Raw genomic sequence first — 14,924 nt, 5'->3', positions numbered from 1 at the left:
TAGACTTTCACTTATATTAGAGTACTGTCTGCGATCATTGGATCATATACAAGAAGAAGCTAAAAGAATCATCAAGGAATATCAGCAAATGAAATATTCCTTTTTAGAATTAATGTACAACAGCACTGGAATTGATGTTATCAAAGAGCTGGCTGCTATTATGATCAAAGAGTTAATCGTTATTGGAGGGAATATGAAAAATGCAAGCAATCCATTGACAGCCTCAAACAAGAGCCATGGCAGTCCAAAAGTCAACGCAATCCTTTTGAGCTTATAGAATCCATATGTGAGAAATAATCCGACAATTCCAAAGATGAAAGCAAATATTGTGCCCACAAACCCATATACAATTTTTCCTAATATGAAAGCCGGTATTTGAGGCATGATTTGAATAAGCTGTGCAAGTGATCCTAATAGTAGCAATGTAATTACAATATTAAACCCGGTTGGCTTCTCCAATTCCTTTGAGAGCATATTACATGCCGGGCCCATTACTATATCATTTGACACTTGTCTCACCATCTTTTAGGCTCTTTGCATAAAATGCTCTCTATACCTATAAATTACTATTGCATTGAAAAAAGTTACATATTATATAATATGAGTTTTTTTACTCTTTTTCTTACTTAATATTTTACTGAAAACAAATACTATAAATGCTGTTATAACGGTCATGACCTTCCTAACAGGCCTTGGAACAGAAAGTATCAAGTATTTCGTAGCACAGTTGTAAAGCATTAATCTTATCGGTAAGATCATGAGACCAGAAGTAAAAGCAGAACTCATTGCCGCAGGTTCCGTGGATATGGACCCCTCTCTGCTGGGCCGCACCACCATACCTACAGCAGGTCCAGGTGCTGGAAAGCTTGCCTTTTTCTTTAATTCCAATGGCCATAGGGTGCGCCTTGGCATCAACTCTGAATCTCTTCTCAAAGGTAAAAAAGAAAATGGAGAGCTTGTGATTATGAAAGATGGCCGGGAAATCGCCCGTGGTATAATTGAAGAAGAACTCATCCACTGCCCGGACCAGGCTTTTATTACCATGTGTGAGAAGTGCATCTTTGACTGTAAGTTCTGTCCGGTGCCCAGACTGCAGGGTAAGGTCAAGACCATGGACGAGATGCTTACAATGATAGAAAAGGCCCATGCCACCGGTAGGATGCATGCTATATCCATAACATCAGGTGTAGAAATATCACCAGAAAATGAAGTTAACAGAGCCGAAGAGCTCATCCGCAGGCTTAGGGAAAAATACACTGTGCCCATAGGTGTCTCAGTTTATCCCACACAGGATTCCACCCGCAGGCTCAAAGATGCCGGTGCTGATGAACTTAAATATAACGTCGAGACCATGGACCGGGAAGTATTCAACAAAGTGTGTCCCGGAGGCGGTCTGGAAGATGTGCTTGCGGGTCTGCGTGAAGGTGTGGAGATCTTCGGACGCAATAAAGTTTGCTCGAATTTTATAATCGGCCTGGGTGAAACCGATGAATCTGCTATGAAAGGCATTGAGGAACTTGTGTCCATGGGAGTAGTTCCTATCCTAAGGGCTGCCAGTCCGCATCCCCTCAGAAAAGGAGAGGCATTTATAGAAAGGCCATCCGGTGAAAGGCTTATGTGCTTGACACGCTTCCTGCGTGAAAAGTTGGATGAATACGGTCTGCGGGCCGATACGTTCCAGACCATGTGCCTGCCATGCACAGGATGCGACCTGAATCCTCATAGTGATATGTAATTGTTCTTTATGAGTCTCATTCCGTAGCACTAAGTAATTGATTTAAATCTGGATTTGCTAGTGCAGAGGATAGATACATCCGTAAAAATAAACCGAAAGATGAAATAATAGCTTCACACCTTGGGAACCTTTCCATAAAAGGAAGTGATTAGGTACATTTATTCAGGCGTTCTATTATTTCATTGACACTGAGAATATTTGCATAAACACTTCCCAACGCCGCCATAAAAGCACCATGAACGTCTTTTGCATCTATATTTCCACCATTGAAAGTCAAATCTCTCGCTGCACACGCATCGAATCCTACAGTGCACTCATATCCTTTATCAAACGCCGCCCTGACGGTTGCATCAATACACATCTGTGACATCATTCCGCATATAATAAGTTCTTTAATCCCACTGGTTCGGAGATGCTCGCTTAAGACCGTGTCCCGGAAGCTGTTTGGAAAATGTTTTTTGATAACGACTTCATTTGAACGAGGCAAGACACTCTCATGGAAAGCTATTCCATCCGTATCCGGCAGAAAGAATGTAGCTCCTTTTCGTGTTGATATATGCTGAATGTGGATTATTGGCAAATCACGTACCCTGAAAAAATCCAGCAATCTTTGTGCAGCATGACTTGCCTTGACAGAACCAGGTACCTCCATCCTGCCATCGGGGAAGTAGTCTTTTTGTATATCTGTTAACAACAATGCAATGCTCATTGATATCCCTCTATATATTGTAAATTTAGTTTTATCCAATTCCATATTAATAAACTCAATATTATTACCTTGTATTACGTGAATTCTGTCACCGGTTTCTGTAATATATGAAGGCCAATTTTTTATTATTTCCATGTAATCTGTTGTAATCACTCGAAGTTCTATCGTGCTTTTTGCCCAACTTTTCGGTAAAAATAACTAATATCAACTTATATTTGAAATTTAACCTGTGGAAGGTATTTTCTCCTACAGATAGTATTTACCTGTAATACGATCTGTGGCACTACCACCGAAAAGCAAAGTACCGTTTAGAGTTCTTAGTTTTACGGTATTGAATTCCATGCTTGTTCCGCCTTGCTCAATAGAAATATCATTGCCGGTCCACATCTTGTTCTTTAGCATATAGTAACCAAAAGCACTGTTACCTGAGCCCGTGGCAGGATCTTCCAGGTAACCGAATTTAGGAGAGAAGACCCTTGTATGAGCAAAATTTCTAGTATTCTTTACTTCCATTGAAAAGACCAATATGATGTCAATTGCATTTTCCATGCAGAATATCTTAAGACTTTGTTCATCCGGAAAGAGATTAAGTTCAGCTGCAAGGGTTTCTACAGGAAGGATCAGGGTCGAAAGCCCTGCATCAATTACATCAACGGGATACTGATTTGATATATTAGAGCTTTCCAATCCTATATTCTCTGCAATGATTTCCACAGACAGCTTTGTTCCGATAAATTTTGGCTCAGGAGCTGATATGTATACAGCATCCTGCTCGGTTATTTTATTATAGACCTTCAAAGCACCTTTTCTGCGGGTATGAATGACCAGCTCATTCAGGGAAAGGAGCTGTGGAGTGCTTTTAAGTAGGCTGTACATGCAGGCAATGGTTCCGTGTCCGCAAAAATCTACTTCACACTCTGAAGAATAGTATGTAAGCTCAAACTGGAATTTGTGGGATTTTTTGCAATATACAACCTCTGATACAAACCCTTTATGCTGCTTTGCAATATTCAGCGTTTCCTCATCCGTGAGCGTTTGATTGTCATCCAGATAAATACATGCTGCAGGATTACCCAGGGATTTTTCTGACGTAAAAGCATCAATTTTTTTGTAATTGTATTCTCTCATAGAATCCCTTTCAATTCAGGATTACGGCATGTCTTCTGGATCACAGGTCAAATAAGTACACTCAACTGTACTCCTAAACTCATCTTTAAGGACAGCATATATACAGCCATCCTGGACAACATTGTTTTTGATAATATTATTTTTAAGGACGGCTTCAAGCCTGAAACCCGCTTTTTCAAGGACTCTTCTTGAAGCTGTATTTCTGGCAAAAGGCTGTGCATAAACCCTGATAATGTCGAAGTTCTCGAACAGGTACTGTGTCATACACCTGACCACCTTTGGCATGAGCCCCTTTCCCCAATATTCTTCAGCCAGAAAATAACCGAGTTCTGCATTCCTGCGTTGTACATTTTCTTTGAAGTACGCAGCTATGCTGCCTGCAACAACACCATTTATTACAATAGCAAATGCTTTGGAAATACCTTCATTCTGCCTACAGAGGTGAATGAATTTCCTGGCATCGTCAATAGAATATGGATTAGGAAAACCATCCCTTAAATTATCGGCTATTTTTTTATTGTTCGCAATAGCTGCAAGCATCTCTGCATCTTCATCTTCCCATAGCCTTAAAGTGAAATCATCAGTAACTATTTCGATGTTGCCTTTTTTCATGAGAAAATCATCCAAAAAAGTAAAATCAGTAATAATTTCAGAATCAACGTAGCTTTTTCTCAATTATCTCAGGCCACACTGAAGCTGATACTATCATGCTCAATACAAACACGAACACCATGCCCGCAATGATATCCACCTGGCTGTACAAAGGCACAGCTCTGGAACTGTTCACAGTTACGGCAAGGCCTGCAAAAATGATCACGAGCAAAAGTGAGGAAAGGATGCTGGCAATCAGCGAGTATTTTCCTTTATTGTTCGAACTTTTATCCATGCTGATCATCACCTTATTTTATCCGGCTCCTTTTCATAAGCAGTGAATTTGTCGTGACGGACACGGAACTCATGGCCATGAAAGCCGCAGCAAGCTCGGGAGTTATCAGTATCTTGTGGAACAACGGGAACAGTACTCCGGCAGCGAGAGGTATGCCTATGCTATTATATCCGAAAGCCCAGAACAGGTTCTGCTTGATCTTGTTCATGGTAAGCTTGCTAAGAGTAATAGATGCAACCACATCCCTCAAGTCATTCTTGATGAGCACGATACCTGCTGATTCCATAGCAATGTCCGTGCCTGCACCCATAGCAATGCCTATGTCAGCCTGGGTCAACGCAGGAGCATCGTTGATACCATCTCCTACCATAGCAACAATGCGTCCTTCTTCCTGTAGTTTCTTTATCTTGGAAGCTTTGTCCTCAGGCAGCACTTCAGCAAGTACCCTATCAATCCCTGCTTCTTTTGCAATTGCCTCAGCGGTCCTCCGGTTGTCTCCGGTGAGCATCACAACTTCGATTCCCATTTTCCGGATTTTCTGCACGGCCTCTTTTGAGTTCTCCTTGATAGTATCCGCAACGGCAACGATCCCGATAGCCGTTCTTTCCTTTGCAACTATCATGGCAGTTTTACCCTCAGCTTCAAGTTTTTCCATATCTGTATTGATAGAAAAAATCTCAACACCATTGTCTTCCATAAGCCTGCGGGTCCCAAGCAACACTCTGTTTCCATTGATCGTGGCCTCAATACCTTGTCCTGCAATCGATCTGAAATTCTCCGCATTTCCAATGTCCAGCTGCTTCTCTTGAGCCGCCCTGACAATAGCCTCACCAAGAGGATGCTCCGATCCCTTCTCGGCAGTTGCTGCAATTGCAAGCACTTCATTCTCATTATGGCCTGCAGTAAGTACAATATCCGTAAGCTCAGGTTTACCTTTTGTGAGTGTACCGGTCTTGTCAAAAACAATGGTATTTACTTTCTGAGTAAGTTCCAAAGCTTCTCCGCCTTTGATAAGGATACCGTTCTCAGCGCCTTTGCCCGTACCCACCATGATAGCCGCAGGTGTGGCAAGTCCCACGGCACATGGACAGGATATGACCAGCACTGTAATGGAAATAAGCAATGCAAAGAGGAAAGGACTAGTTATACCGGAAACTGATGTTATATCATATCTTTCGTATCCGATAAAGAACCAGAAGAAGAATGCTGCAAGCGCAATGATATGAACAGCCAGGATGAAGTTTCCCGCCACTACGTCAGCTATCCGCTGGATGGGAGCCTTTGATGTCTGGGCGTTCTCAACCAGCTCAATGATCTGTGCAAGGGCAGTGTCAGCACCAACTTTTGTAGCCCTGAACTGCAGGTAACCGCTTTTATTGATGGTGGCTCCGATGACAGTATCTCCGGAAGCTTTCTCTACTGGAATGCTCTCCCCGGTTATCATGGATTCATCGACAGCAGAACTTCCCTGTACTACCACTCCATCCACTGGTAGTTTTTCCCCTGGCCTGACAACAACAACGTCTCCTACCTGCACATCTTCCACTGGAACTTCTTTTTCTTCTTCAACGACAAGAATACGCGCAGTCTTAGCCTGCAAGCCGATGAGTTTTTTGATGGATTCAGATGTCCTGCCCTTTGCCCGGGCTTCCAGATATCTGCCCAAAACGATGAAAGCGATAAGCATGACTGCAGTATCATAGTACATATGATGATAGCCCGGTCCCAGATCCAGGAATGAAGATGCTACACTGATCACATAGGCTGCTCCGGTACCTGTAGCAATGAGCAAATTCATGTCCGTGACACCGTGTTTGAGGCCTTTGTAGGTACCTTCGAAGAATTGTCTGCCTGGAAATATCATTACTATTGTGGTAAGCAGGAACAGCACGATGTCATTTGTCAGGATATCCGGCACAAAGGATAACAGCTGCGGGAATCCCATTTTCATGCTGCCTAGCATCAACGGGATGACCATACCGCCCGCTATGAGCAGGTTCCTTTTCTGCTGCCTGATCTCTTCTTCCCTTTCCTTGCGTTCCCTGTCTTCCAGAGTTTTCCTGTCCACTTCAAGGGATGCCTTGTATCCTATGCCGTCCACAGCTGCTTTCATCTGATCCGGAGAGACCAGCGAAGCATTGTATTCCACATGAGCTTTCCCCAGAGAAACACTCACGTTTACGGACTCAACGCCATCAAGCTTTCTGAGTACTTTCTCCACATTAAGGGCACATGAAGCACATGTCATGCCTTCTATCTTGAGGTTCAGACTGTCCCTTACAACTTTGTATCCTATGGATTCGATAGCATCTTCCAATTCCTGCAGACCTACAAGAGCAGGATCATACGAAACATAGGCCCTTGCCATTGGAAGGTTCACAGAAGCAGAAGCCACACCCTCCAGCTTTTTGAGTGTGCGCTCAATATTAAGAGCACAGGCAGAGCACTGCATCCCTGATACTTTCAGGGTGATCTCTTCAAGTTTACCCGGCTCAATATTTTTTTTAACCTTTTCGTCGTCATCGGATATAGGCAATGGGCATGTCTGCTGTTCATCAACGGTAGCACATTCCTCTCCGGTTTCATAACCTGCATTCACCACTGCCTGCTTTATAGTTTCAAGGTCTGTAATTGCCGGATCAAAGTCAGCTGTAGCACTTTCATCTTCAAGTTGTACTTCTACTGAATTGACCCCGGCTACCTTGGAAACTGCCTCTGTCACACGTTTGTGACAGTGCATACAGGTCATGCCGTAAACTTTGAATTTGGTTTTCATGCAACCTTACATTAGAAATATTAAGCTACAACTTCATATCCTGCGTCTGTAACAGCCTTTTTGATCTTGTTGATGTCAGTGATAGAAGAATCATACTCTACAGTTGCATTCTTGTTTCCAAGGTCAACCTTTACGTTTTTTACCCCCTTAACTGCTTTAATGGCTTTCTCCACGGTTGCCTGGCAGTGTCCACACATCATTCCCTTTATGTTGATTACCTCTTGTGTCATGATTTCACCGATTTTATTATTCGTTATTCCATTAATGGTTTGGTTGGCTGACTATAATATCCTTATGCAAGTATACTAGCCCAAAATCTCCCTGATCTTAAAAACTCTCTTAGATTCTCTCAGTGCTAAAAGCTCTGGGGCTCTATAGTTACTGGCTTTTGAACCAGACATACTAAATCAGCATATTCTCTAAACTCTAACTCTTATGCATATGCAAAAAGATATTTCAAAGAAAACCACCTGAGAATAAGTAAAACTAAGATTATGCCTACAATAAGCAAGATTGCAGACTTCTTTATGGATTTATCTGACTCATTTTTGATCTGCAACATAATTACCAATCTTGCAGTTCAATTACTTCAATGATCTTTGTAATTCCATATAGGGCAATACATAACAAAATGAACAAAATAAAGGCAAATACCACGCTGCCGGGGAAAATGACTCCATTGATTAAAGCACCTATGAAGTCTACCATTTTTCACTCACCTTTTGTATTTATGGTTGATAAACAGTACAATGTTTGAATATATAATCTTATTTCCTTTTACTGTAGGTAGCGGATACCCATTTTGAATACATGCCTATTTTATGCTGCAGAAAGGTTGTGGGCCAGATATCCAAAATGTATGGAGATGATTATGAGAAGGTTGAATCGGAGGATGCGATCCATTGGGAAGCCATAAGTTGATTTTATAGAAAAAAATCTTAATCATGCTTTGATTTCTTCACCATGGACATAAATAGAAAATGAATTAACTAAAAAAAGTAGTTACTAGGAACTATCTGATATGTTCAAGCGGTAGAGTGGAACTCAATCCTCAAGCAAATATTCCTTTACGCCTTTCCAGATGTATCCTTTCGCGAGATCCTCTACAAGAGCTGGATGAACGCCTTGCATTCTCTTTTCAAGAGCTTTCAGATCGTATCCCTCTTTCAGATCGTATCCCTCTTTCAGAACGATAAATTTGAGAGTTCCTGCCTCAATAGCTTGTTTGGGACACCCGTAAATGCATTTTAAACAAAGGATGCATTTTTCTCCAAAAGTCGGTTTGTTATCCAGCATAATGATGTTGTCTGCTGAGCAATTCTTTGCACACCAACCGCAGCTGTTGCATTTTGCATTTACCCGCAGATTCCTTCCAAAGAATCTTGCTCCGGTTTTTTCCATTTCCCCAATTCTGGAGAACACGCGGTCTATGAGCTTTGGTCTGGTCCTGCGTACGACCCTTTCCAATAAATCATCAACAATAAGCTTTACCTTCGATGGCAGTACATCAAGTAGTCTGATAGCCAGTCCATCATCTGTTTTCATCACCCAGTTCGAAGGCATGACTATCATTTTTTCATAAACTACTCTGTAATTTTTCCTTTCCAGCCTGCGTATGGAACTTAAACGGCATGCCGTGTTGGGCGTGATCTCTCCACCCCCTGAGACGGAAATTACTGCCACAGGAATCTTTTTCGCACCAGGAAGACTATCTATCCACTGATACACAATTCGCGGAGCATTAAACGCATGCACGGCAAATAGCAATATCAATAGGTCTTCTTTTTCATCCGAATAAAGGTTTCTTCCTCTGATCTGGGACTTTGTAACAGGTAACCCGCGTCTGTTCAGTTCATTCTCAAAAGTATCAGCAACCCTGGCCGTGCTTCCAGTACCTGAAAAATAAGCAATTTTTACAGTCTTGATCTGGGATGCTGAAGTCATAGCAGGGCTCCCTTGATTAATATAATCTAAACTTTGATCTCAAAACTATCTCTTAATCTGAATTCAACTCACTCTGATGGCTGCTTCTATAGCTTCTTTCCACAAGACAACATCGCCACAGTTAAGCTCAAAGCAATTATTTTCGTTCATATTTCCTTTAAGTAGAAGCTTACTTCTGCCTAAAAATCCTCCTTTTATCTCAGTGCCTAGCGTATGTTTCAAGCTTATTTCCCTTGAAATGCCTGAATACTGATTTTTTGAGATTCTCTTATTTGTAAGCACTATGAACTCATCTTTTGTTCTCTCAAACTTTAGCAGGTGCTCCCCTCGTATGTATTCCTGCTGAAGGCATTGTAGCATCTCTGCTGCCTGTTCTGGCTTTTTGGCCCGCATGCTCATGACAGTTACCTCTTTGCCTCCCATGACTATGTGTAGCGATGGCATTTCCTGCGCCCAGCCCAGCATATCCTTAACTTCCAGTGAGTACAGTACATCTTTTCTTTTAGATAGGAGATTGATTGTATTTTTTATCAGAAAGATACGCTTGTTGGTGCAGACCATAACGACCCTTTCACCTCTGAAGAGCACTTCTGTCTCTCCGAGAGTCTTTTCGCCTTGCTTGAGAACAGTACCCTCAATGTCGCCAACTTCTCTATTTTCAGACATAGCATGCTGCTGTATTCTTATATCCAAGCTTTCAGGCATATAATGTTCCAGCATTTTTACAAGCAGTCGTCCATCAAGCAGTTTCACATTGTGTTCTAAGGCTTCTTTTTGCGCTTCCTTCGTAAAACCCGAAGTAGTGGCTATGATAACTCCGTCAACGTTATCCCTGTAGCGCAGGCTGCTGTATTCTCTTATCTCCTTAACACCCACTGGTTCAGAATAGCGCTTGGCCTGTACGATCCAAGTATGGGACAAGCCAAAGTTCTCGATTGATATCAGAATATCCACTCCCAGATCCCTTGATCTCTGCGTAACCTCCGCTTTGTATCCCATCTTTGCGAACAGATTACCAAGAAGTTCTTCAAACTCATAGGGTTCCAGCCCTAGCAACTTTTCAATTGTCCAGGTGTTCATATCAGAGACTGCCTAATACAGATCATTATGAATATTTGCGAGAGAATATGACTGTCATTACTTTCTTCTGATTTATATTCTTGGTCCAGTATAGTTTATCAGTCCAATCTAAGAAACATGTAACTCTGTTGTGCGATAATTACACAACCATACAAAACTTTATTTCCTAACATATCATATTGGTCATTGTTTCCTTGGACATTACAGGATTAGGCTTTTAATATAACGGAACAATCATTCGAGGATGAGTAACATGGATGATCTGGAAGCGATCAGGAAAAAAAGACTTCAGGAACTCCAGCGTTCCCTTGAAGCCCGCCAATATCCGGCAGAACCTATAGCTATCACAGATGACAGTTTCAACCAGTTCATATCTCAGCATCCTCTGGTAGTAATAGACTGCTGGGCTCAGTGGTGTGGCCCCTGCCGTATGCTGTCTCCAATAATCGATCAGCTTGCATCCGAACTGCAGGGAAAGGTTGTGTTTGGTAAACTTGACACAGACCAGAATCCAATAATTTCACAGAATATGGGAATATCAAGCATCCCCACATTGTTGTTTTTCCAACATGGCCACTTAATCGACCGTGTTTCCGGAGCATTACCAAAGCAATTACTTTTACAAAGATTAAGACCATTAATGGATGGTCACAAATAGGAGCTTATAATATGGGTCATAAACCAAGAATTGTAGAGAGTCCTTCAGTACGGTTGATCGATCTGAAGTCAGGTTCTAATGCATATTTCATTGTAGCTTCAGTGGAAGTTGGCAACACTACTACCAAATGTATCCTTACAGCCACGAACCTGGAAGATGGAAAAACACGCCTCGTCACCAAAACTGTGACCATGACCCGTGATGTAAGGGCACCTAAAAAAGGAGAAGAAATATTTGGCCGGACTCTCAGTGGTGTAGAGCTTACCAGGCAATCCATTGCTGAACTTGTGAAGGATACGCTTCTAAGAGCAGTGGACAAGGCAAATCTGGACATAAAAACTGATATCCATTTTGTGGTCCGCTCAACAGGTGTTGTTGCAGGTTTTGATGCACCCGAAGAGGTTGGTGAATTCATAAAAGCATTGGCTGAAGGTTGCCTTATGGCAGGTGTCCCTCCAAACCGTATGACTCCGCCAATGTCTGTATCAAATATGCAGGAAAAGATCCGCAAATACTCCAAACTGGAAAAGGTCGTATTTGATGGAGCAGTTGCTAGTGTCACTCCACCCAAAGGTGCTACTGGCGTGGAAATCGTGGCGAACGAAATGGAAGGAGAACTTGCAACAGCAGGTATCAAAGAAGGAGCAAAGTGGGTAGATGTGGATTTCCGTAACCCATGTATTTCTATGGACTTCGGTACCACTCTTGACGGAAGGATCATTGGACAGGAATTGCCCTATGCCAGGACCATTGGTAACTTCTGTGGCTATGCAGGTGCTATTCCGGATGCACTTATTAAAGGTACAGGCAAGGTTGACCCACAAAAAGGCACTGCTCTTGAGATTTTCCAGAATATTGGTAAGGATGATGTTGGAAGCCCAGAGCTGCGTAAAAGTTCATCGGCTGAGTTCAAATTACTTCCAGGCATTTCTTTGGGTAAATTCTCCACTATGTTTAAGGGAAAACAGATATTAGAGTACTCGCAAAATATCCATCAGTACATACGTATTGAAAAAGTACCCCAGGGTTTTAAAAGATACGGAAGTGTCCCTGTAAATCCTAAAGCGGCAGAGGAAATGGGTGTTGTGCTCATAGGCTGTGATGTCGGGGTCAATGGCTCTGATATGGATAAACTTACTGCTATCGGTGGCGAGATATACAAGAAACATGGACTTAGCTTTCTTTTTGCTGTAATAGATGACGTTATGGCCAGGGTTATCCAGAGGCTTATAAAAGTCACACAGGAACAAGGACTTTTGTTTGAGAACTCTGCCATTGGTATAACCGGACGTGCAGGAATTACCGGCAACAAACCGAAGCTGGTATTAAAATATCTTGAAGAAATGGGAATAGACCATAATATAGATGCACGTGTTGTATTTGTGGACGATGGTCTGGCAAGAGGGTCTGCTGTCATGGCGCGGTGTATGAATTCCCTTGGAACTACATTCAACCCGTTGGGTGGCAGAAGTGGCGGAAAATGCATTCTTGCCCAGCGTATCAAATTACAATCCGGAAAATGAGTATTGGGAAGGCAAGAGCCTTACCCTTAACATCTCCTTTTTTCCTAAGAGATGCCTAAGAACTTGCATATATCCTTTAGATGTAATGTATTTATGACATCATTAGATGCTATCCAGGCTCTTCTTGCAGTACCAATTCCATATCTTATGTTGCCAAATTGTTCCAGCGAATGGGTATCCGTATTAATGGCCAGTTTTATTCCCCTCTCTCTTGCCATCATTGCAAACTTATCATTAAGATCAAGTCTCTGAGGAGATGAATTAATTTCCAGTACTTTTCCATACTCCAGTGCAGTGTCCATGATCTTTTCCATGTTCATCGCAAAGGGCAGCCTCTTGCCGAACTTTCTGCCAGTGGGATGCGCAAGGATATGTACATGTTCATTCTCCAAGGCAGATACTATTCTCTGGGTCATGGTTTTACTATCCTGCTCAACAGAGCCATGCACAGCCACCACAACAATATCAAGCTGTTCCAGCAATTCATCGCTGTAATCCAGTGTTCCTTCAGGAAGTATATCGCATTCCGTACCTGAGAGTATTCGTATGCCTTCGATGCTTTCGTTAAGCCTCTCTATTTCTTTGATGTGATCAAGCAACCTTTTTTCCGAAAGCCCGTTTGCGATCTTAGAGGATGCAGAGTGATCAGATATATTAATATACTGATATCCAAGTGCCTTTGCTGCAAGAGCCATTTCCTCTATTGTATTATGCCCATCACTCCAGTTGGAATGCACATGAAGATCACCTTTAATGTCACTAACCTCTATAAGCCTAGGGATCTTCTTTTCCATTGCTGCTTCTATTTCTCCCCAATCTTCGCGCAGTTCGGGTGGAATGAACTGAAGTCCAAGTCTCTCATATTGTTCATGTTCTGTGGAGAAAGGTATTTGCTCTGCGGTGGTAGCATTCTTTAATCCATATTCACTAAGATGGAAACCCTTTGAGAGGGCGATCTGACGAAGTTTTACATTATGTTCCTTCGAGCCTGTGAAATGCTGAAGCAGTGAACCGAATGCGTCATCTTTCACGATCCTCAGATCCACCTGGATATTTCCTTTATAGATGATGGAACCCTTGGTATTTCCCTTTTCCAAGACTTCCTGCACGTTATCCATAAGTGTAAAAACCTCTATAGCCTTTTCAGGCTCATCTGAGCGTGCGATAAGGTCAATATCCCCTACAGTATCTTTCCATCTCCTTATGCTTCCAGCGATCCGGACTTCCCGGATCAATGTTCCATCCAGAAGTTTTTTAGATATTTCCTCAGCTATAGGCAATGCTACGCCTAAGGGAAATCTTCCTATATTACCCTCTGCAAGCTGTCGCTTTGCTGCAATTAGAATGTGTTCTTCCGTTTTCAAACCCATTCCTGGTATCCTGCGTATGCGATGTTCCTCTGCAGCCTTGAGCAATCCCTGTAGATCTTTGACACCCAATTTGCTATACAAAAGATGTGCGGTTTTAGGCCCTATTCCCTGCACAGCAGTGATCTCTTCGATGTCTTGCGGAATGGTGTGCCTTATCTTCTCGAAGGCCTTGAATGTGCCCGTATCAAGCATTTCCTTTATCTTGGCTTCTATTGCTTCTCCAACTCCCGGGATACTGCCAAGCTCATCCTTTCGACGCAAGACGTTTATGTCCTCTTCAAGTTCCTCTATATGCCGTGCAGCTTTCTGGTATGCTTTTATCTTGAAAATATTCTCTCCTTTGAATTCGAGCATCTCTGCCATTTCAAAGAGACGTTTTGCCACTTCAGCGTTATCCATCCGGAACATATAATGAGGGAGTTGCACAAAAAACTAATGTTCCTTTTTCCGGATAGCCTGCTCAATAGCTTTTGAAACGGCATCTTTATGCAGTTTTGCAGATTCATGGATGCCGCCTTTGTTGCCTCTAACCGCACGGCATGGATACTGCTGTATTAAAAGACCAGCCTTTGCGGGTGCATCTTTAAGAGATACGCCTTTTAGGCCATCAGCCATGTGCCAGGTGCTGCCGCAGGGCGCTCCTCGGATAACTTTTACGTGTTCCACTTTATCTTTATTAATAGTAACCTCAAGCATTGGGCTCGATAATTTATCAGTAAAATCACTGATAGCAGGATTTGAACTGAGGTTACAGCAGATATCATCCACTTCTATGTATATGCCATATTCTTGGGATATCTGTTCAAGTTCCTTTACAGGCGCCTTTGATGCACCTCCGGGAACTATTAGGCTGCGAACACCTGCCTTACCTGCAAGCCTGGCAATTGCAGGTGTGAGATCCGGGTGTAGAGAATATGTTACAAGTATCTCTGTATTGAATACTTCTGTATTCAGATGCAGTCCTTCAAGAAAGTCTTCAGGTTCGTCTATGAAATCAGGAAGTAATGCCGGAATCTCAGCCGAGATAACTTTAAGGTCGGTTTTCTGAAGTATAGTCTCTATCAGCCTTTTACCATACTTGCCTCTGGTGATCACGCCAATGTTTGTCATGTACA

15 protein-coding genes are annotated in these 14,924 nt (G+C 42.4%); 3 read left to right on the top strand and 12 right to left on the bottom strand.

Annotation, left to right across the window (positions count from 1 at the left end; genetic code table 11):
- Positions 1 to 81 precede the first annotated feature (81 nt).
- Complete coding sequence (locus ACC612_RS07200; protein WP_371853823.1) at positions 82 to 510, bottom strand: hypothetical protein; 429 nt, start codon at positions 508 to 510, stop codon at positions 82 to 84.
- A 247-nt stretch (positions 511 to 757) separates the two neighbouring features.
- Between ACC612_RS07200 and ACC612_RS07195 the strand changes: the two genes are divergently transcribed.
- Positions 758 to 1,735 carry a radical SAM protein gene (locus ACC612_RS07195; RefSeq protein ID WP_371853822.1) on the top strand — a complete coding sequence of 326 codons (978 nt, stop codon included), beginning with the start codon at positions 758 to 760 and terminating at the stop codon, positions 1,733 to 1,735.
- A 148-nt stretch (positions 1,736 to 1,883) separates the two neighbouring features.
- Here ACC612_RS07195 and ACC612_RS07190 read toward each other — a convergent pair whose 3' ends face one another.
- From ACC612_RS07190 to ACC612_RS07150, 9 genes are all read right to left on the bottom strand, one after another.
- Positions 1,884 to 2,444, bottom strand: coding sequence for a cysteine hydrolase family protein (locus ACC612_RS07190; protein WP_371853821.1), 561 nt, complete (start codon positions 2,442 to 2,444; stop codon positions 1,884 to 1,886).
- A gap of 246 nt (positions 2,445 to 2,690) precedes the next feature.
- Complete coding sequence (locus ACC612_RS07185; protein WP_371853820.1) at positions 2,691 to 3,572, bottom strand: PhzF family phenazine biosynthesis protein; 882 nt, start codon at positions 3,570 to 3,572, stop codon at positions 2,691 to 2,693.
- A 21-nt stretch (positions 3,573 to 3,593) separates the two neighbouring features.
- Entirely contained in the window at positions 3,594 to 4,184 is a 591-nt protein-coding gene (locus ACC612_RS07180) for a GNAT family N-acetyltransferase (RefSeq protein WP_371853819.1), read from the bottom strand.
- A 43-nt stretch (positions 4,185 to 4,227) separates the two neighbouring features.
- Positions 4,228 to 4,458, bottom strand: coding sequence for a hypothetical protein (locus ACC612_RS07175; protein WP_371853818.1), 231 nt, complete (start codon positions 4,456 to 4,458; stop codon positions 4,228 to 4,230).
- A 13-nt stretch (positions 4,459 to 4,471) separates the two neighbouring features.
- A complete protein-coding gene (locus ACC612_RS07170; RefSeq protein ID WP_371853817.1) occupies positions 4,472 to 7,234 on the bottom strand; it encodes a heavy metal translocating P-type ATPase in 2,763 nt (920 codons plus the stop codon).
- 20 nt (positions 7,235 to 7,254) lie between these two features.
- Positions 7,255 to 7,464 carry a heavy-metal-associated domain-containing protein gene (locus tag ACC612_RS07165; protein ID WP_371853816.1) on the bottom strand — a complete coding sequence of 70 codons (210 nt, stop codon included), beginning with the start codon at positions 7,462 to 7,464 and terminating at the stop codon, positions 7,255 to 7,257.
- 334 nt (positions 7,465 to 7,798) lie between these two features.
- The gene (locus ACC612_RS07160) at positions 7,799 to 7,942 is read right to left on the bottom strand and encodes a hypothetical protein (protein WP_371853815.1); all 144 of its coding nucleotides are present in this window, start codon (positions 7,940 to 7,942) and stop codon (positions 7,799 to 7,801) included.
- A gap of 336 nt (positions 7,943 to 8,278) precedes the next feature.
- Positions 8,279 to 9,178, bottom strand: a complete 900-nt coding sequence (locus ACC612_RS07155) for an EFR1 family ferrodoxin (RefSeq protein WP_371853814.1) — start codon at positions 9,176 to 9,178, stop codon at positions 8,279 to 8,281.
- Positions 9,179 to 9,241: 63 nt separating this feature from the next.
- Positions 9,242 to 10,258 (bottom strand): restriction endonuclease, encoded by a 1,017-nt coding sequence (locus tag ACC612_RS07150; protein ID WP_371853813.1) that lies wholly within the window; start codon positions 10,256 to 10,258, stop codon positions 9,242 to 9,244.
- 253 nt (positions 10,259 to 10,511) lie between these two features.
- Between ACC612_RS07150 and trxA the strand changes: the two genes are divergently transcribed.
- Positions 10,512 to 10,916 (top strand): thioredoxin, encoded by a 405-nt coding sequence (gene trxA, locus ACC612_RS07145; RefSeq protein ID WP_371853812.1) that lies wholly within the window; start codon positions 10,512 to 10,514, stop codon positions 10,914 to 10,916.
- Between the two features lie 11 nt (positions 10,917 to 10,927).
- Complete coding sequence (locus ACC612_RS07140) at positions 10,928 to 12,439, top strand: methanogenesis marker 14 protein (RefSeq protein ID WP_371853811.1); 1,512 nt, start codon at positions 10,928 to 10,930, stop codon at positions 12,437 to 12,439.
- Positions 12,440 to 12,483: 44 nt separating this feature from the next.
- Here the strand turns inward: ACC612_RS07140 and polX are convergent, their stop codons facing one another.
- Positions 12,484 to 14,208: a DNA polymerase/3'-5' exonuclease PolX gene (gene polX, locus ACC612_RS07135; protein WP_371853810.1), complete on the bottom strand. Its 1,725-nt coding sequence runs from the start codon at positions 14,206 to 14,208 to the stop codon at positions 12,484 to 12,486.
- A gap of 33 nt (positions 14,209 to 14,241) precedes the next feature.
- Positions 14,242 to 14,919, bottom strand: a complete 678-nt coding sequence (locus tag ACC612_RS07130) for a DUF166 domain-containing protein (RefSeq protein WP_371853809.1) — start codon at positions 14,917 to 14,919, stop codon at positions 14,242 to 14,244.
- Positions 14,920 to 14,924: the final 5 nt, after the last annotated feature.

This window comes from Methanomethylovorans sp. (genome assembly GCF_041447285.1).
GTDB lineage: Archaea > Halobacteriota > Methanosarcinia > Methanosarcinales > Methanosarcinaceae > Methanomethylovorans.
This window is presented reverse-complemented; position numbering and strand designations above follow the sequence as displayed.